17 protein-coding genes, 1 pseudogene and 1 riboswitch are annotated in these 20,054 nt (G+C 37.7%); of the genes and pseudogenes, 6 read left to right on the forward strand and 12 right to left on the reverse strand.

Annotation, left to right across the window (positions count from 1 at the left end):
- Window positions 1-2 precede the first annotated feature (2 nt).
- From LAU42_RS08350 to LAU42_RS08400, 10 genes and pseudogenes are all read right to left on the reverse strand, one after another.
- Window positions 3-1,216: pseudogene (locus LAU42_RS08350) on the reverse strand (NRAMP family divalent metal transporter).
- 438 nt (window positions 1,217-1,654) lie between these two features.
- Window positions 1,655-2,863, reverse strand: coding sequence for an NRAMP family divalent metal transporter (locus tag LAU42_RS08355; RefSeq protein WP_224183156.1), 1,209 nt, complete (start codon window positions 2,861-2,863; stop codon window positions 1,655-1,657).
- Between the two features lie 24 nt (window positions 2,864-2,887).
- Entirely contained in the window at window positions 2,888-3,640 is a 753-nt protein-coding gene (locus tag LAU42_RS08360; RefSeq protein ID WP_224183157.1) for a LamB/YcsF family protein, read from the reverse strand.
- 1 nt (window position 3,641) lies between these two features.
- Window positions 3,642-4,991, reverse strand: a complete 1,350-nt coding sequence (accC, locus tag LAU42_RS08365) for an acetyl-CoA carboxylase biotin carboxylase subunit (RefSeq protein ID WP_224183158.1) — start codon at window positions 4,989-4,991, stop codon at window positions 3,642-3,644.
- Window positions 4,992-5,004: 13 nt separating this feature from the next.
- On the reverse strand, window positions 5,005-5,436 hold the full coding sequence (locus tag LAU42_RS08370; RefSeq protein WP_224183159.1) for an acetyl-CoA carboxylase biotin carboxyl carrier protein: 432 nt from the start codon (window positions 5,434-5,436) through the stop codon (window positions 5,005-5,007).
- A 1-nt stretch (window position 5,437) separates the two neighbouring features.
- Window positions 5,438-6,406, reverse strand: coding sequence for a 5-oxoprolinase subunit C family protein (locus LAU42_RS08375; protein ID WP_224183160.1), 969 nt, complete (start codon window positions 6,404-6,406; stop codon window positions 5,438-5,440).
- Entirely contained in the window at window positions 6,406-7,116 is a 711-nt protein-coding gene (pxpB, locus tag LAU42_RS08380; protein WP_224183161.1) for a 5-oxoprolinase subunit PxpB, read from the reverse strand. Before pxpB ends, LAU42_RS08375 begins: the two co-directional genes overlap by 1 nt.
- Before the next feature lie 262 nt (window positions 7,117-7,378).
- On the reverse strand, window positions 7,379-10,903 hold the full coding sequence (locus LAU42_RS08385; RefSeq protein ID WP_277602364.1) for a S8 family serine peptidase: 3,525 nt from the start codon (window positions 10,901-10,903) through the stop codon (window positions 7,379-7,381).
- A 106-nt stretch (window positions 10,904-11,009) separates the two neighbouring features.
- Window positions 11,010-11,204 carry a hypothetical protein gene (locus LAU42_RS08395; protein WP_224183162.1) on the reverse strand — a complete coding sequence of 65 codons (195 nt, stop codon included), beginning with the start codon at window positions 11,202-11,204 and terminating at the stop codon, window positions 11,010-11,012.
- A 50-nt stretch (window positions 11,205-11,254) separates the two neighbouring features.
- Complete coding sequence (locus LAU42_RS08400) at window positions 11,255-11,965, reverse strand: transaldolase (RefSeq protein WP_224183163.1); 711 nt, start codon at window positions 11,963-11,965, stop codon at window positions 11,255-11,257.
- 140 nt (window positions 11,966-12,105) lie between these two features.
- On the opposite strand from LAU42_RS08400, the gene LAU42_RS08405 reads away from it, so the two are divergent.
- Genes LAU42_RS08405 through LAU42_RS08420 form a run of 4 tightly spaced genes read left to right on the forward strand, consistent with a single transcriptional unit; the run spans window position 12,106 to window position 15,247 of the window.
- Window positions 12,106-12,399 carry a hypothetical protein gene (locus LAU42_RS08405; protein WP_224183164.1) on the forward strand — a complete coding sequence of 98 codons (294 nt, stop codon included), beginning with the start codon at window positions 12,106-12,108 and terminating at the stop codon, window positions 12,397-12,399.
- A 44-nt stretch (window positions 12,400-12,443) separates the two neighbouring features.
- Complete coding sequence (locus LAU42_RS08410) at window positions 12,444-12,779, forward strand: fluoride efflux transporter FluC (protein ID WP_224183165.1); 336 nt, start codon at window positions 12,444-12,446, stop codon at window positions 12,777-12,779.
- A complete protein-coding gene (locus LAU42_RS08415) occupies window positions 12,776-13,165 on the forward strand; it encodes a fluoride efflux transporter FluC (protein WP_224183166.1) in 390 nt (129 codons plus the stop codon). Before LAU42_RS08410 ends, LAU42_RS08415 begins: the two co-directional genes overlap by 4 nt.
- Before the next feature lie 27 nt (window positions 13,166-13,192).
- Window positions 13,193-15,247 (forward strand): 5'-nucleotidase C-terminal domain-containing protein, encoded by a 2,055-nt coding sequence (locus tag LAU42_RS08420; protein ID WP_277602365.1) that lies wholly within the window; start codon window positions 13,193-13,195, stop codon window positions 15,245-15,247.
- Between the two features lie 162 nt (window positions 15,248-15,409).
- On the opposite strand, the gene LAU42_RS08425 is transcribed toward LAU42_RS08420, so the two are convergent.
- A complete protein-coding gene (locus LAU42_RS08425; RefSeq protein WP_224183167.1) occupies window positions 15,410-16,324 on the reverse strand; it encodes a nuclease-related domain-containing protein in 915 nt (304 codons plus the stop codon).
- 218 nt (window positions 16,325-16,542) lie between these two features.
- Between LAU42_RS08425 and LAU42_RS08430 the strand changes: the two genes are divergently transcribed.
- The gene (locus LAU42_RS08430; protein WP_224183168.1) at window positions 16,543-16,773 is read left to right on the forward strand and encodes a hypothetical protein; all 231 of its coding nucleotides are present in this window, start codon (window positions 16,543-16,545) and stop codon (window positions 16,771-16,773) included.
- A 47-nt stretch (window positions 16,774-16,820) separates the two neighbouring features.
- Here the strand turns inward: LAU42_RS08430 and metK are convergent, their stop codons facing one another.
- The gene (metK, locus tag LAU42_RS08435) at window positions 16,821-18,011 is read right to left on the reverse strand and encodes a methionine adenosyltransferase (protein ID WP_224183169.1); all 1,191 of its coding nucleotides are present in this window, start codon (window positions 18,009-18,011) and stop codon (window positions 16,821-16,823) included.
- Between the two features lie 88 nt (window positions 18,012-18,099).
- Window positions 18,100-18,210: riboswitch (SAM riboswitch) on the reverse strand.
- Between the two features lie 210 nt (window positions 18,211-18,420).
- Between metK and pckA the strand changes: the two genes are divergently transcribed.
- On the forward strand, window positions 18,421-20,013 hold the full coding sequence (gene pckA, locus LAU42_RS08440) for a phosphoenolpyruvate carboxykinase (ATP) (protein ID WP_224183170.1): 1,593 nt from the start codon (window positions 18,421-18,423) through the stop codon (window positions 20,011-20,013).
- Window positions 20,014-20,054 lie beyond the last annotated feature (41 nt).

Here is a 20,054-nt window from a genome sequence, read left to right on the forward strand (position 1 = left end):
TATTAACCAAAATATTCAGCCATGCTTTGAATTGAGAAGAATCCTGCGAATATTGTAACGATAACTGCAAATACTCCTAACCAGAATATCCACTTCGGATGTTCATAATCGCCAACAATCGATTTTTTCCTTGATGCAATTAGGATTGCTGTGAGTGATACTGGTAAGATTAATCCATTGAAAGCACCTGCAAGTACCAGTAACTCAACCGGCTTTCCTACGAATGAAAATACTGTCGTTGATATCACGATAAACATGATTACAACAATATTATTATGTTTTAGAAACCATGGATGAAATCCTTTTAAAAATGATGCACTTGTATATGCGGCACCTATTACGGATGACATTGCTGCAGCTAATAATACTAACCCAAATATACGAGGACCGATATCACCAAGTGCATGATAGAACACTGATGCTGGTGGGTTATCTGGATTTAATTTTACACCGGTAGATACGACTCCAAGCACTGCTAAAAATAGCAGTCCACGCATCACACCTGTTGTCATTATACCTGTATTCGCTGCTTTCGTAATAAATGGTAGATTCTCTTTTCCTGTCATACCTGCATGTATTAATCTATGCGCACCTGCAAAAGTTATGTATCCACCAACCGTACCTCCTACGATTGTGATAATCGGCATTACAAGTCCAAATGGATTATCAGGTAAGATCATTTTTGTTGCAGCTTCAGCGTATGGCGGATTAACCTTGAACATAACGAAGGCCACGATTAAAATCATAGAAATTCCTAATACTTGTGTCACGATATCCATTGCTTTTTGTGCATGTCTGCTAGAGAATACTAGAATTGCTGCTATACCTGTAATTACTGCACCTATTTTAACATCCATACCTAATAAAGCATTAAATCCGAGTCCGGCTCCTGCGACATTACCAATATTAAATGCGAGTCCACCGAGTACGATAAGAATGGAAATAACAGTACCTAGTCCGGCAATACTTCATTTGCAATAACTTGTCCTCGTTTACCCGTCACAGTGAGTATGCGCCATACATTTAACTGAGCTCCGATGTCGATAATGATACTTACTAAAATTGCAAAAGCAAAGCTCGCTAAATATTTTTCTGTAAATATTGTCGTTTGTGTTAAGAACGCTGGCCCAATCGCAGAAGTTGCCATTAAAAATATTGCACCTAATAATAATCTTCGTTGAGCTGCTGTCATTTTTTGCTGTTTTCTTTTTTCCATGGTCATCTCCTTTAATGTGAAATATTTATTCTTAGATTTGAGATTATACATGTGTATTTCTTTCAAAACAACAGTCTGAGCAGACAAATTCATATTCTTGTAACTCATGCGCGAGTATGTTATTTTGATTGATTGTGTAAATTTAAATTATTGAATAATGAAATTGCCACCGCGCCAATTTCGCGCGCGTTTTCACCCCTGATTTTGCCACCACGCCAATTTCGCACGCATTTTCACACCTGATTTTGGCAACGTGCCAATTTCACACGCGTTTTCACCTTCGATTTTGGCAACGCGCCAATTTCGCACAAATTTTCATCTCTGATTTTGGCAACGCGCCAATTTCGCACAAATTTTCATCTCTGATTTTGGCAACGAGCCAATTTCGCACAAATTTTAAAACTAAAAAAACACCCCACATCAGTGAGGTGCTTATAATTAGCTATTCCATAGATCAATTAAAGCCTGGATTGAGAAGAAACCAGCTCCAATTGTCGCAAGTACAGCTACAATTCCTAATATTAATAACCAAGTTGGGTGTTTGTAATCACCAACAATTGATTTTTTTCTAGATGCTACAAGGATTGCCGATAATGTAATCGGTAAGATTAAGCCATTGAAAGCACCTGCTAAAATTAATAATTTAACCGGCTTACCAATTGTTACAAATACAATTGTTGAGAATACGATAAAGATAATGATTACAATATTGTTGTACTTCGAGAATGTTGGATGGAATCCTTTTAAGAATGATGCACTTGTATATGCGGCACCAATAACTGATGTTAATGCTGCTGCAAGTAACACTAATCCAAAGATACGTGGTCCGATATCACCTAATGCAAACTGGAATGCAGATGCTGGTGGGTTCTCAGGATTTAAATGAACGCCTGTTGCAACGACACCAAGTACTGCTAAGAATAAGAAGAAACGCATTACACCTGTCGTAATAATTCCCATATTTGCTGCACGCGATACGAATAGTAGATTCTTCTGTCCAACCATGCCATCGTCGATTAGACGGTGAGCACCAGCAAATGTAATATATCCACCAACTGTTCCACCTACGATTGTAATAATCGGCATAATAAGTGCTGCTGGATTATCCGGTAACACCATTTTTGTTACTGCTTCTCCGTATGGCGGTTGTGTCTTAAACATAACGAATGCAACTGTCAGTAACATTAATACACCTAAAATTTGAGTAATAACGTCCATAACTTTTGCGCCACTCTTACTTGAGAAAATCAAAATTGCTAAAATCGCAGTAATGACCGCTCCAAGTTTAACATCGACGCCAAATAACGCATTAAATCCAAGTCCTGCACCTGCTACGTTACCGATGTTAAATGCAAGTCCACCCATTACAATTAAAATTGCAATAAAACTTCCTAGTCCTTTGAACACTTCGTTGGCGATATCCTGTCCACGCTTACCTGTAACCGTTAAAACACGCCAAATATTAAGTTGTGCACCGATATCGATAATGATACTAATTAAAATTGCAAATGCGAAACTTGCCAAATGCTTTTCAGTAAATACTGTTGTCTGCGTTAAAAACGCCGGTCCAATTGCTGAAGTTGCCATTAAGAAAATTGCACCGAATAATAATCGTTTTTGAGATGCACTCATTTTTTGTTTTTCCATATGTTTTCCCCTTTGTTTATAAAATTATATCGTTTGAATGTTAATCCCCTCTTCATTCAATGCTTCAATGATTGCTTTAACAAATGCTAACGCTTCAGGTCCATCGCCATGTACACAAATTGAATCTGCTTCTAGATCAATTAATTTTCCTGTTTCTGTCTTAACTTTCTTGTCGCGTACCATGCGTAAAACATGTTCAACCGCTTCCTGCTGGTCATGAATCATTGCATGCGCTTCTTTACGTGATACGAGTGTCCCTTCATCTGTATAATTTCGATCTGCGAACACTTCATTAATTACAGTCATGCCTTTCTCCTGCGCGACTTTAACGAGTGTACCGCCTGATATGCCCATCACTTTAAGTTCTGGATTGAAATTATAAATAGCATTCACAATTGCCTGAGATAGCTGTTCATTGCCACTTGTCGCGTTATATAGCGCGCCGTGCGGTTTCACATGATTCAGTTTAACACCATGTTTTTTGCAGAAAGCATCGATTGCTCCAAGCTGATATGTTACTAAGTTTTCAACTTCGTGAGGACTCATGTCGATGTTACGACGTCCAAAACCTTGTATGTCCGCATATCCTGGATGTGCACCGATTCCAGTGCCGTGCTTTTTACATAGCTCAATCGTTTTGTTTAATACATTGAAATCTCCTGCATGCATACCACATGCGATGTTTGCTGAAGTAATTAAAGGTATGATCGCTTCATCATTACCAATTTTATAATTACCGAAACTTTCACCTAAGTCTGCGTTTAAATCGATATACATATTATCCCTCCAGGAAGTGGTTTTTCTCTAAGAACTTAATATCTACAAGGTTCTCATGATATCTCGGATGCTGTACAATACGGTACTGATAATCAAGATTCGTCTCAAATCCTGCAATGACAGTTTCATCAAGCGCTGCAAGCATCTTCTTGATAGCACGATCTCTCGTTTTATCATATGTAATAAACTTACCGATCATCGAGTCATAAAATGGTGATACAGTACAGTTCGGATATAAAAATGTATCGATTCTCACACCTGGACCTGCTGGTAAATGAAGTGCAGTCACTTTACCCGGACTTGGTCTGAAACCGTGATTCGGATCTTCTGCGTTGATTCGGCATTCCATACTGAAGCCCATAATTTGAATCTCTTCCTGCTTTAAATCAAATTCATCATATAAAGCTATTTTTAGTTGTGCTTCGATAATATCGACACCTGTCACCATTTCTGTAACGGTATGTTCTACTTGTACACGCGTGTTCATTTCAAGGAAGTAGTACTCCTGTGTTTCTTCTACGTAAAGGAACTCAAGTGTCCCTGCACCGCGGTAATTAATATTTTTCGCAGCATTAACCGCATCTGTCGTCATGCGTGCTCTTACATCATCCGGCACGATTACTGCAGGAGCTTCTTCGATTAGTTTCTGGTTATTACGTTGAATCGAGCAATCACGGTCATATAAATGAACAGCGTCACCATGGCCATCTCCAATAACCTGAACTTCTATATGTCGTGCTGTACGAATAAACTTTTCAATATAAACGCGGTCATCCCCGAATGCTTTTTTCGCTTCGTTTTTTGCTGCATGGAATAAATTTTCAAAATCTTCTTCTCTGCTGACGATACGCATCCCTTTACCGCCGCCACCAGCGACTGCTTTTATAACGAGTGGCACACCAATTTCACGCGCTTTCTCACGTGCCTCTTCAATCGTCGGAATGACGTCTTTTGAACCTGGAATTACTGGTACACCAGCCGCAATCATCGTCTTACGCGCCTCTGCTTTATCTCCCATCTTATCAATTGTGTCCGGCGTTGGCCCGACAAAGATAATATCGTGTTCAGCACAAAGCCTTGCAAACTTTGAATTCTCTGCCAGGAAACCGTAGCCCGGGTGAATTGCGTCAGCATTCGTAATCTCTGCTGCTGCGATAATTTGATTCATATTTAAGTAACTTTCTGTTGAACTTGCAGGTCCGATACAGATTGCTTCGTCTGCAAGTGCTACGTGCAGGCTGTCGGCGTCAGTATTTGAATATACTGCGACTGTTTTAATGCCGAGCTTTTTACATGATCTGATAATGCGAATCGCTATTTCTCCACGATTCGCGATAAGTACTTTCTTCAAAGCTTATACCCCCTTACTTCTCTTTAATACGTACTAAAGGTTCGTCGTACGCAACAGCTGTCCCGTTTTGTACAAAGATTTCTTCAATTGTACCGTCAACATCTGCAAATACATCGTTCATCACTTTCATCGCTTCGATAATACCGATGCGGTCTCCTTTTTCTACTTTATCGCCAACACGGATGAATGGTTCTTTAGACGTTTCGTCCTGCATGTTGTAGTAAGTCCCAACAAGCTGTGATTTTTGAATATGATCAGTCGGTTGCACCGGTGCGTCATGCTCTACCCCTGCAACTTGTAATGGTTGTTGTGCCTGAGGAACGTATTGTACTTCCTGAACAGCTTTTTCAACATAATATTCATCTTTACCAGACTTCACTTTAATAATTTTTAAATCATTATCGTTCATCATATCAATGAGTTGTTGTAATTTTTCTGAATTCATTTTACTCCGCCTTTTCTATTAATTTTTGGATTCTATTACTTGTATGTCTTACATCGTAAGCATGTAATCCGACTTCATTAATAATACTCATCATTTTTTTCTTCTCTTCTATCGCTTCTTCAAGCGTGCCTTCAACGAGACGTACTTCACTGCCAGGTGCTTTTTGAACTAATGTCGGGATATCAGCAAAATAGACTGTTCCGATTTTTGCATAGCCACCAACAGTCTGGCGATCGTTCAGCAGAATGATCGGCTGTCCATCAGATGCAACCTGTATGCTTCCAAGCTGTACAGGTTCAGATATAATATCGTAGTCCGTTTTTACTTGCAGCGGCTCACCTTCTAAACGCATCCCCATACGGTCAGATGTGTTTGAAATTTCATAAGTGTTGAGCAATGTTTCGTGAATGTTTTTAAAGCGATTATACTGACGACCTGGTACGAAACGAATCGTGCTTACTTTATCGATAAAGTGCGTTGTGAGACGCTGTGTTTTACTGTGTTCCGGTTTATTAAACTCAAGAATATCGTCTTTTCGTAATGTACGCCCTTCTATACCGCCAATTCCGATTTTCGTATGCGTTGAATAACTGTCATTCACTTTATTTAATTTAAACCCATTTTTAACAGTTAAATACGTTCTGTAACCATTCTTTACTGCCTTAAAAGTTAAAATATCGCCTGCTTCTGCGTTATGCACCGCACGATTTTCTACAAGTGTATCATTTAGTTCTGCGAGCATATTTCCACCTGTTATAACAAATGCACAAGCTTCCTCAAATTCAAATATGCCACCTTGCATCGTCATTTCAATACTCATAAACTCATCATTACCTAATAATAAGTTTCCGAACATTACTGCACGATAGTCCATACCGCCAGAAGGACTCAGACCAATATTCTGATATCCGAAACGACCAAGATCCTGAATTGTCGTGAATAGACCTGGGTTAATGACACGTAATCCCATCAGTTTTCCTCCTTAACTTCAATCTTAAATGTACCTGCGTCAACTTGACGTTTAATTTCATCAAATTGTTCGCTAGTAATCGGTTCATATTTTATGTAATCGCCCGCTTCATAATATACGACTGGTGATCTATCCGGGTCATATAATTTCAGCGGTGTCTGACCGATAATATTCCATCCACCTGGTGACTGCAGCGGATACATCCCCGTCTGATTCGCTGCGATACCGACAGAACCCGCTGGAATCGACTTTCTCGGACTCGCTTTACGCGGCGTTGCGATGCGTTCATCTAATCCACCAAGGTAAGGGAAGCCTGGCATAAACCCGAGCATATATACTAAATATTCATTTTGTGAGTGAATATTGATGATTTCTTCGACTGATAAATTATGTGCTTCTGCAAGTGCTTCAATATCAAGTCCATATTGTTTGTCATAGCACACTGGAATAATAAATGTGCGCTTTATATCATTATTTGTGTTTGAAATTTGTAAAGATGAAATCGCATTTTTGATGTTGTCATGTGTCGTAATTTCATCGTTAAAGTATACTACTAAAGTATTGTAAGAATTTACAAGTTCTGTTACACCTTCAATATTTGCTGCTTCGATTGCGCGGCTGAGCGCGATAACAGACTTGTTAATCTCTGGTGCGATGCGTTCATCGAATACACAGCTAATACAATTTTCACTTACATCGAAAAATTTCATTAATGTAACCCCTTTCTTTGCAATATAAATATGTTACCATAATTTTCTGATTATTAGAAACAATTTTTTGATAATTTAACGTGTTAATGTGAGTAAGCTTGTCGGGAATGAAACATGTTTTATGGGTATAATAATGGATTCTGGCCAATTTCAAAAATATGTACGCGCGCGATTTTGGCGCAGTGCCAATTTCACACAGTCATATCATTCCCTCATATCAAAAAATAAAAACCTCCCGATATAAAATTCGGGAGGTTCATAATTATTTCAGTCCATACGTGTCAAATTGTGTTACATGAACACCGTACTGACCAAGTTTTTTATCATATTTGCTTCTTAACTGCTGATGCGCATCAACGGCATACACATTCATGCCACTCTTGCCTTTAATATACAATACATATGGTTGTACAAGTCCTTTCACATCAGATGAACTTGATTTCACAACGACTTGTACTGCATTCTGATATGTGCTGTCCACTTTTTTAAGTGCTATTGTCACATCGCCCTGCTTACTTAACTCACGCATATTTGCTGCATTTAACGCAACTGTATGTGTATCTGTGCTTAATACAACAGTTTTATTCTGTTTCATTTGTGAGAATTTCACAAGTTGCGCTTTCGTAAGTTTAACTGCGCTATCACCTTCAACCGTTAGAACTTTCTGTTTACCGTTAACGAATTGATTTGCCGCCTCATCTGTTAATGTTGTACTTTCTTCAACTGGCGTTCCGGTATTATCTTTAATTTCTTTATGGCCTTCAGTAACTTCGTTCGTATTTGTATTCACTGTATATTTATAGCTTGCTTTATTGCCTGCAGTATCTTCCACATTCACAGTAACATGGTATTCACCTTTATCTGATAACTCAATTACTGCCTCACCATTATTTGTTACTGTAGCATTGCCTGTTTTGTCATTCACTTCATAGTTCACTTTCAGGAACTCAGATACTTCATAGTTCACATCAAACTTTGCCAATGCTTCTTTCGCATTGATGTATAAGTCATCAAGTTTAAGTGTTAACTTACCATTATTCAGTTCCGCTGTCTTTACTTCAGATGGTTTTGTTTTTACGAACAATGGATAGTCGTATGCAGTCGCATTTCCATTATCACTCGCCGTTATCGCATCTACTGCGTATACACCGTCTGATAATTTCGACTCAACTCGTTTTGATCCTTCAATGTTATACATATTACCGTCAAGCGTAACTTCTTTCTCACCGTCTAAGTTATAAAATAAATCAATACTTCCGACATATCCGTCACCGCCTGGACCGTTCTTCTCATTCAGTAAGTCATAATATTTAAGTAATGTTAAGTTTTGTTTATTGTTTACTTTCATCATTACTGATGATGTATCGTTATTGCCATCTCCGTTAGGTGACATATGGTAACTTGAAAGCGCAAATTTCTCGAATCCTTTCTTTTTCACTTCAGATAAATTCGCTGCAAATGGTAATGCATATGAGCGATTACCTTTAAAGTGAATATACCCTTGAATTTCATCACCTTCAACTGGTGTACCTGCCGGAATGTTTAAGTTCACAGTAACTTTACCTGATTGAATTGATTTTACATCTGTCGTTACAGTCGCACCACTTTTTGATGGGCGTGTCGTTTCTACTTCAATTGTATAGTTATCGTCTCCAGATAACTTTTGAACATCGATTGTTTTCTTAATGTCTTGTACTTCATTTGTCGGCATTTGATTTCCGAATGCAACCGTTCCACGCGTATGTGTTTGCTTATTACCGTTTACTACTGTTTCGTGTTCGACTTTAAATAATGATGTCGCAGTCGCTGCTTCAAGTGGTTGTACTAATCCTGCACCTTGACTGAAGACATCAAATTTCGCTTTATCAAGTTGCTTCGCCGTATTACTTAATGCGCTTTTAATATCAAACGGCGTCCAGTCCGGGTGTAACTCTTTTAGCAATGCACTCACGCCAGAAATATGCGGTGTTGCCATTGATGTTCCAGTATATTGTGCATAAGCTTTACTGTAATCCCCACCTGCAGCAAATGATGGAATTGTTGATAATATATTCGTACCCGGTGCACTTACGTCCGGTTTAATATCAAAATTCGGTAATGATGGCCCACGAGAAGATGAATCATTTACTTCGTCTCCTGGTGTTGTTGTTACATTAAAGTTTGAGAAATTTATCATAACTTTATCATTTTGAAGCTTTTCTTTTAGTGCAAGTCCTTGTGTACGGTCCATATCAATCGTCGGGATATAGTCAAATGATGTTCCGACGAATAAATCCACTGGTCCAGGACTGTTAGATCCGCTTTCTGAGTTGTAGATGATTACCGCTTTCGCACCTGCGTCCTTCGCGTTTATAATTTTCTCTACAAATGGAATTTCACCACGCTCTACTAGTGCGACTTTACCTTTAACATCTACTTGTGAGAAGTCCTCTTGTTTACCAAGACCAGGTACATTAACAAGTTCATATGTATCTGTTAAAGACACTTTAGGTTTTTCATCAAATTTATATGCCATTAATTTATAGTTTTTCGTTTCGCTATCCAACTTAACATCGACGTCAATACGTTCTTCCGGCAATGTAGTGTTACCGACACTAATACCAAGCGGACTCGTAGCAGGTCCACCAATTGTAGAACGCTCAGGTCCTGAGTTACCTGTAGCAACGTTTGCTGTAACGCCAAGTAACATCGCATTGTTTACTGCCATTGCATTGGCCTGATTTTCTTCAGGACTGCTGTTACCGAGCGATAAGTTGATAACATCCATCTTATCTTTCACCGCGTCTTCAATCCCACCGATTATCCACGATGTGCTACCTCGTCCATATGCACCTAGTACGCGATATGCATATAAGTCAACGTTTGGTGAAAGTCCATACATACCAAAGTTATTCTTCCCTTGTGCTGCAATTGTTCCCGCTACGTGTGTACCATGTGTTGTATAGTATTCGCTACCACTACTATCTACTTCCGGCAGACGGTCTGGACGTTCTTCTGGTTTTGTTTCATACGGATCATCAGCACTTCGCTGCGTATTATAATCTCCACCGTTTACGTAGTTACGTCCTCCTTTATATACATCCTTTAAATCCGGGTGATTGTAATCAATCCCTGTATCGATGACCCCGACTTTAACACCTTTACCTTTATTACCTAGATCCCATACTTTATCTACTTTTAAATGTGTAATGCTCGGTATCAGTTTGAAGTTCAGTTCATCACCTAAAGTATCTTTTGCGACATCTTTCTGTTTCACAGCTTTCAGTTCTGAAGGATCAAGCTTAATCACGTCATCTTTTTCAATTAAAGCTACATCTTCAACTTGCGCAATCTTATCGATATCTTTCGCATCAACCGTCATCGCTTCTGCATTAATAACTGTCTGATATGAACGATTCTTTTTATATTTAATACCTTTTGCCTGCATTTTACTGTTTGCTTTTTGCTGCTGTTTCTCAATTTTTTCTTTTACTTTCGCATCAGAAAGTCCAGACCACTTTTTACTATTTGTCTGTTTCAAGCCACGTTCTAATCCTACAGAAGGTTCGTCATAATGTACGATGACATTTACTTTACCAGATGCACCTTTTAAATCTTTATCGATCATACCTTTTTGACTTAAAACTTTAAGTTGGCTATTTATCGCTTCATTTTGAGCAAGTGTTGCACTATTCAACTTAGGCGTACGTGGTTGCTTCTGCTCAAATTCAGCACCTTGTACGGGCGTTACTAAAGAAGTTACAAGACCTAGAGATAATAAAGCTGTACTAAACTTATACTTTTTCAATTGAATTCCTCCATACCCAATTTAATAGTCTGAAAATTATGTATATTCTTTATATTAAATCGGATGACGAATGAAATCAATCACTTTTTTTGTAATTTTATTATTTTTATAAAATTTTATTATTGTTAGTATCCAATTCTATCGATAAAACATACGGTGCATGCTTGAATGTGTTGTATTGCTCATCTGACATTTCGACTAAATATTGTTTCATAAATTCATAGTGATGCACGACTTCAATATTTGCATCTTTAAATATTGTTTTATCAACATCTGGTTTTAACTGTACTAAATATTTCATATCTTCACTCCTTTACAAAAAAAGCCCGAGACATTTGTCTCAGACTTATTTTATAATATGCTTAATCCACTTGCTTTAATGTCTTTTTCGAATCCTTTAACAGTGTCTACTGATAATTCATTAATATCTCGGCCAATATTAGGAATTTTATTAACGACATCTGCCGGACACGTAATAATATCACAGCCGATTTCATCTGCCTGAATCACATTGTATAGCTCACGACAGCTCGCCCATAATAATTTAACGCCTTCTTTTTGATGACATACTTCAACAGATGATTTCATTAACGGCATCGGATCAACGCCTGTATCAGCTATACGTCCTGCAAACACTGATACGTATGATTCTACGCCTGGTTTAATCGCATCAACAATTGCTTTTACTTGTTCCAAAGTATACACAGCTGTAACGTTTAATTTAATATGCTGCTCAGATAAACGCTGAATAAGTGGAATCATTGATTCACCTTTCGTGTTCACAACCGGAATCTTCACGAAAACATTCTCACCGAACGATTTAATAATTGCAGCTTCCTTCTCCATCGTTTCCATATCGTCACCGAACACTTCAAATGAAATTGAAGCATCAGGAATCGCTTTGACTGCTGCCTTTGCGAATGCTTTATAATCTTCAACGCCCGCTTTCGCCATAAGTGACGGGTTTGTTGTAAATCCATCTACCGTTTTATTCTGATAAGCTGTTTTCATCTGATTAATATCTGCACCATCTGCGAATACTTGAACGTTTAATTTAGTCATTATTGACCTCCTACTTTCTTGATACTTTTATTATAACAATTTCTTCCGTTCACGCTAGTTTGACAACTTATATTAAAATTAGAATACGTATTTTTCCATAAATATGATAAAATATAATAATTAAAATATGGAGGTCTGTAATGAGAGGAAACAAATATGTTTATTTATCCATATTCTTCGTATTATTAAGTGTTATATGTAATGGTTATAATCCGTTAATGTCGATGTTATTTGGCTCCATTAAAGCGATTATTCTGTTTACTGGTATCGCAAACTGCATTATGTTAATCATCAGTATCGTAATGATTGATAAAGCGTTGAAACGTGAATTATCACCTGGCTTAAGAAAACTTGCAAAAGTTTGGCCATTCGTAATACTTATCGTCATATTATTACAATTACTGAGTATATTAATTTTATTCGGAATTATTTAGGATGGGACATTTGTCTCGTCCTTTTATTATATGAGGAGGTTATTATGTTATTTATCATTATGAGTATGCTTGGCGCGCTCAGTCGCTTCTATGTGAGTCTCGTAATACATAACGTATTTGCGACAATATCAGTGAATTTGATCGGTTCATTTTTAATGGGATATTGCGCATCATATTTTAAAGTAAAATTAAAACCCACTGTATATAAAGCAATAACGACAGGGTTTCTCGGAAGTTTCACGACATTTTCAACGTTCAGCAAAGAAACCGTTACACTATTGCAATCATCACAATGGTTATTATTAACGGTATATTTACATATAACCATTATCGGTGGATTTCTCATATGTATGCTCGGTGTAAAGGTGGGAAGACGATGATTTATGTTATGCTCGGAGCTCCTATAGGTGCACTACTTAGAATGCTGTTAAGTAAACGAAATGATGATTTTCCGAAAGGTACACTTATCGCAAACTTAACCGGCTCATTTCTGCTCGGTTTATGTACGCATTTAACAGGAGCAGCATCATTATACTTTTCAATCGGTGTTCTCGGTAGTTTCACGACATTCTCAACATTAAACCTGGAACTTGTTCAGCTCTATGAACAAAGCAAACGAAAGTGCTTTACTTATATGGCTTTAACGTACATACCCGGACCAATTTTATTCGCATTTGCATATCATTTGTTAAGTTCATTACAAGTTTGTAATTTTTTCGAAAAAGTGATGGAAATTTATATAAATTCTTTTATCATTATTATGTAACACAAATTTATTAATGGAGGAACACCGGTGAAAAAGTTATTTTCTTTAGTGTTTATTATGACACTTCTACTTATTCCGCAATTTGCAAAAGCTGCTGTTACAAACGCGTTGCTGACAACAGAGGCGCCAACGACGGAACTTCCAACGACAGAACAACCAACGTCGGAAGCACCTACTACAGAAGCACCTGCAACTGAAATCAAGATTCTTCATACGAATGATATGCACGGACGTCTTGATGCTGAAGATGGTCGCGTAATCGGTATGGCGAAGCTTAAAACGATTAAAGATCAGGAGCAACCAACGTTTATGTTTGATTCAGGTGATGCGTTCCAGGGGTTACCACTATCAAACTTCTCAAAAGGTAAAGACATGGCTGATGCGATGAATACTGTAGGTTACGACGCAATGACTGTCGGTAACCATGAATTCGACTTCGGATTTGATACAGCGATGGCATACAAAGATTGGTTAAACTTCCCGATTATTAGTTCTAACGTTTATAAAGATGGCAAATCTGTATTTGCTCCATCAACAATTTTAGAACGTAACGGTAAAAAATTTGGCGTAATCGGTGTTACAACACCTGAAACTGCAACTAAGACACATCCTAATAACATTTTAGGTGTTACATTTATGGATCCACTTACGAGTGTCACAAACGAAATGAATCGTCTTAAAGGTCAGGTTGACGCATATATTATTCTCAGCCACTTAGGGATTGATTCAACGACTAAACAAGAATGGCGTGGCGACTACTTAACGAACATGTTGTCACAAAACAAAGATTTTATGAATAATGCAATTATCGTACTGGATGGACATTCACATTCTGTAATCGATAATGGTGTAATTACAAACAATTCATTACTTGCTCAAACAGGTACTGCATTATCAAATATCGGAAAAATTACATTCGATTTAAACAATAAAGATTATAAAGCAACGATGATTAAAGAAGCAGATACTACAAACGTTACACAAGATGCAGATGTAAAAGTAATCGTTGATAACGCTAAAACTAAATTCGGCGAAGCGACGTCTGAAGTAATATTCTTCAATAAAGAAACACTTCAAGGTGAACGCGCATATGTCAGAACACAGGAAACAAATCTCGGAAATGCAATTGCTGATGCAATGGAAGCATATGCAGAGAATGGGTTTGAATCAGCTGGTGACTTCGCTGTCACAAACGGTGGCGGTATTCGCGCGAGCATCGATGGGAATAAAGATGTAACCGTTGGCGATATTATTAAAGTATTACCATTTGGAAACACGATTACACAAATTAAAGTGAAAGGTTCAGACGTACAAGCAATGTTTGAACATGCATTAAGTGCACCGACAGTTGAAACTGATGGTAAGCTTACATTAGATGCAAATGGTGCATTCCTGCATATTTCTAAATCAATCCGTGTACATTATGATATTACGAAACCAGTCGGTGAACGTGTATATGCGATTGAAGTATTAAATAAACAAACTGGTGAATTCGAAGCTTTAGATATGAACCGTACGTACAATGTTGTAACAAATGATTTCTTAGCAGTTGGTGGCGATGGGTTCACGATGTTAGGTGGACCACGTGAAGAAGGACCTTCTCTTGATGCTGTCGTACGTCAATACTTCAAAACTGCTGATATGACAATGTATGATACTGACGTATTAAGTCGTATATTAGCGACGATGGGAATACCTGAAGCGCCTATTGTAGAAGATACGAACGAAGAACCGACTACAGAAGCGTCTACAACGGAAGTACCAACTACAGAAATTCCGACTATAGAAGCGCCTACAGTAGAAGATACACAATCTGATTCAACGAATGTTGATGAAGACAACGAAGTAACAACTGAAACAAACGATGTTCATAAAAACATCCCGGTAAAACAAACTTCAGTCGTAAACTTTAAAGATTTTAAAGCAAAAGCTGATACAGCACATACGACAAAACATTCAGCAGAAAAAACTAAAAAGGCACATCAAACATTACCAATTACAGGTGAAGCTGCAGGTGGAGGCGTAATCGCGTTATCATTACTTACTGCAGGGATTTATCTTGTGAGACGTAAATCAGCATAATATAAAACGGAAGTATGAGATATATAATCTCGTACTTCCGTTTTATTTTTGTGCGTAAGTACCAGATTCATTCATATTCTGGTACTTACGCACACATTTTTCATAAATATATAAGAGAAAGTACCAGATTAATCGATAATCTGGTACTTTCTCAATTAACTATTAAGGATTTAAATGTTCAATCGCTGAGCGTACTTCTTCAAGTTCTTCCACTTTGTATTGGAATCGACCGTGGAATACAAACTTCTCGAAGAAATGTTCTAATTCTTTCTCACCTACTAAAACTTTGACGCTATTATCTCGAGAGTAATTAGAAATATGTTCACTACCGACACCTTCAGCATTATAATATGCAATCGGTGTTACCGGATACGGTAATTCGAACACTTTCTCTAAACGCTCTGCTTTTAGCTTCAGTTCTTCAATAGAATGTTTATATGACTTAAACTGTGCTGAACCATCTTCTGCTTTATCTAAACAGATCGTCTGTTCTGATTTTGGATCAAGCTCTAAAATATTAAACACCGTTTCAAAAATCGGTTCGCCATCAAACTGCATTTCACTAATACCGTGATATAAATGACCTGTCCAGTAGTTTGAATCAATTACATAAATCCCCGTACGCGTTAAAATAACGTGATCTAACTTATCCGTACTCTTCACACGCTTACCTGGTAAATAAATGTTTGCGAGTACATGCATATCTTCAGGACGAATACGTTCTTCAGCGACAAGTTTATCTTTAAGATTAATTAAAGTTAAATCCGTTAAGTATTCACCTTTATCTTTCGTGAATAATTTTAATGAATCAATTTCAGCACTTTTTGTCTTAATTTGAGATTCGTAAGTATCCTTCTGTTCTGCAAGTTCTTTCTTATAAGATAATCTTGATTTCTCGCTTTCTTCTTCATGCTGACGCTTTAATGCTTCACGTTCTTTGTTAAGCGCCTCTTCTTTCGCCTGGATGGCCTTCTTCTTACTAGATAACGCAAAGATAAAGAGCAGAAGGAACAATAGCGCAACTGCTGCTAACCCGAGTGCGATATAATGCACCGGCTGTAAATTTGATAAAGACATACAACTCACCTTTCTAACGTTTAATAGTTATATTATAAAGAAAAACAAACATAACTTCATTGATTTATATCAAATTAATAAAAAATAAATCCGAATATGTCATCTTAATAGAATTTTTACACTTTTTCATATTAGTTTAACAGTGTCTTAATATTCACGTGGAATACTGACAGTGTCCTTACATATCATTCGGACAAATTACATTGGAGGTTTTTATAATGGCAAAGTACAAACAAATGTTATTAGCAGGATCATTCGCATCAGCATTATTACTAGGCGCATGTGGTAATGATGGAGAAAAGAAAGATGATACTAAAACTGAAGATGCAGCAAAGGAAGAAAGCACTGAAGAATCTACTGAAGAGTCTACTGAAGAAGACACAACTGAGGAGTCTACTGAAGAGTCTACTGAAGACGCTTCAAGCGAAGAAGAAACAACTGAAGAATAATATTAATAATAAAAGCTGTAAACCGAACAGGTTTACAGCTTTCTTCATTATGATAAGTTTGCTTTTAATGTATCGACACGATCTGTCGCTTCCCATGGGAAGTCAACATCTGTACGACCGAAGTGACCGTAAGCAGCTGTTTGTTTGTAGATTGGACGACGTAAGTCTAACATCTGGATAATACCAGCTGGACGTAAGTCGAATGTTTTACGTACTGCTTCAACTAATTGCTGTTCAGTATATTCTGAAGTACCGTATGTTTCAACTGAGATAGATACAGGTTGTGCTACCCCGATAGCATAAGCTAACTGAACTTCACACTTATCTGCAAGACCAGCAGCTACAATGTTTTTCGCAACGTAACGTGCAGCATATGCACCACTACGGTCTACTTTCGTCGCATCTTTACCACTGAATGCACCACCACCGTGACGTGCATATCCACCGTACGTATCAACGATAATCTTACGGCCTGTAAGACCTGCATCCCCTTGAGGACCACCGATTACGAAACGGCCAGTTGGGTTGATGAAATATTTCGTTTCATCATCAATTAAGTCAGCTGGAACGACTGGTTTAATAACGTGTTCTTTAATATCTGCCTGAATTTGTTCAAGTTCAATCTTCTCATGGTGTTGAGAGGAAATAACGATCGTATCAATACGTTTCGGTTTATCCGCTTCATCATACTCAACTGTAACTTGTGTTTTACCGTCCGGACGAAGGTAATCTAACGTTCCATTTTTACGCACTTCTGTTAAACGACGTGCAAGTTCATGTGATAACGAAATTGGTAATGGCATTAAGCTTTCAGTTTCGTTACAAGCAAATCCGAACATTAAACCTTGGTCTCCTGCTCCGATTGACTCGATATCTGAATCTGTTAATGAATCACGGTCTTCTAACGCTTTGTCTACACCTTGTGCGATATCTAGTGACTGCTCATCGATAGCAGTAAGTACAGCCATCGTCTGAAAGTCATAACCAAACTTTGCACGTGTATAACCGATTTCCTTAACTGTTTCACGCACAACTTTAGGAATATCAACATAAGTTGAAGTTGTAATCTCACCTGCGATTAACGCCATACCTGTCGTTACAGACGTTTCGCAAGCAACACGCGCTTTAGGGTCTCCCTTTAAAATTTCATCTAAGATAGCATCACTGATCTGGTCAGCGATTTTATCCGGATGTCCTTCTGTTACTGATTCTGATGTAAATAATTTACGATCTGTCATTTATATTACACTCCTTAATATTATTACGGGACTATAAAAAATAGCCTTCTCTCCTATAAGAGAGAAGGCGCAATATACGACCATTCTACTCTTATCGCTCAGAATTTAATCTGCAAACGGTTTGGCACCTTACTTAACAAAATGTTAAGGGTTGCTGGGTTTCAAAGGGTCCATGTCCCTCCACCACTCTGGATAAGAGAATCCGCAAGTTAGATAATACTAAACTTTAAGTTAACTGTCAACAACACAAATTATATCAACAATTTTCTGAATTATCGTATATATTTTAATATTTATCAATTAATATAACTTTTAAATATATTTATATGAAACAGACAAAATGATATGTTATACTATTTCATGAAACTGCTTACAAAAGCAGAACAATAACATTTTTTGGAGGCTGACCATGGGGGAAAATACTCAAGTAATTGAGCAACTGAACAAATTAAACACTGAGAATTTAAAACGTCAATTATCAAGAACACAATTGATTACGGAAATTCTATTTAATGGTGAAGGTGTGTTAACAGAATCAGGTGCGGTGCGCAGCGAAACGGGTAAATATACTGGACGTTCACCGAAAGATAAATTCATCGTACGTGAATCTGAAACAGAAGACAAAATCGACTGGGGTACGATTAACCAGCCAATCGAAGAAGAAATATTCTTAAACTTACTGGATAAAGTAACAGATTACTTAAGTAAAAAAGAAAAAATTTATGAATTCCAAGGTTACGCTGGTGCGGATAAATCATCACAACTACAATTACGTGTTGTAAACGAACTTGCATGGCATAACTTATTCGCGCGTACGATGTTTATTCGTCCTGAAACGACTGAAGAAGGATTAAACATTACGCCAGACTTTACAATTATCTCTGCACCACACTTTAAAGCAGATCCAGCAGTAGATGGAACAAAATCTGAAACGTTCATCATTACAAGTTTCCGTCATAAAATCATCTTAATCGGTGGTACGGAATACGCTGGTGAAATGAAAAAAGGTATCTTCGGTGTTATGAACTACTTATTACCGACTCAAGGTATTATGAGTATGCACTGTTCAGCAAACGTTGGCGAGAATAAAGACGTTGCATTATTCTTCGGTTTATCAGGAACAGGTAAAACAACGTTATCAGCAGATCCACAACGTAAATTAATCGGGGACGATGAGCACGGTTGGAACGACAACGGTGTATTCAATATCGAGGGTGGATGCTATGCGAAGACAATCGACTTATCTCGTGAGAAAGAACCTCAAATTTACGATGCAATTCGATACGGTGCAATTTTAGAAAACGTTAAAGTTGATGAAGAAGGTACGCCTGATTACACTGATAAATCATTAACTGAAAACACACGTGCAGCATATCCAATCGATAATATCGATAATATCGTTCTACCATCAATTGCCGGACACGCGAAGACGATCATCTTCTTAACTGCAGATGCGTTCGGTGTGCTACCTCCAATTTCTAAATTAACGAAAGAACAAGCGATGTATCACTTCTTAAGTGGATTTACATCTAAATTAGCAGGAACAGAACGCGGTGTAACAAGCCCACAACCAGTATTCTCTACATGTTTCGGTTCACCGTTCTTACCATTACATGCAACTGTATATGCGAACATGTTAGGTGATTTAATCGATAAGCATGGTTCTGATGTATACTTAGTGAACACTGGTTGGACTGGTGGAGAGTACGGTGTTGGTAGCCGTATGAACTTGAAATATACACGTTCAATGATTCGTCGCGCGATTAGCGGTGGATTAAAAGAAGTTGAATACGTAACAGATGATATCTTCGGATTACACATTCCAACGTCTGTTCCAGGTGTGCCGTCAGAATTATTAGTACCTCGTAATGTTTGGGTGTCTGATGATGCATATGATGAGAAAGCGAAAGATTTAGCGTTACGCTTCCAGGAGAACTTTAAGAAGTTTGGTGAGAAGTCAGCTGAAATCGAAGAAAAAGGTGGATTTAAGTTTAGAGGATAGTATTAAAAAACGTCACTTTGAAAGTGACGTTTTTTTTATTA

This window comes from Macrococcus armenti (genome assembly GCF_020097135.1).
GTDB classification, from domain to species: Bacteria; Bacillota; Bacilli; order Staphylococcales; family Staphylococcaceae; genus Macrococcoides; species Macrococcoides armenti.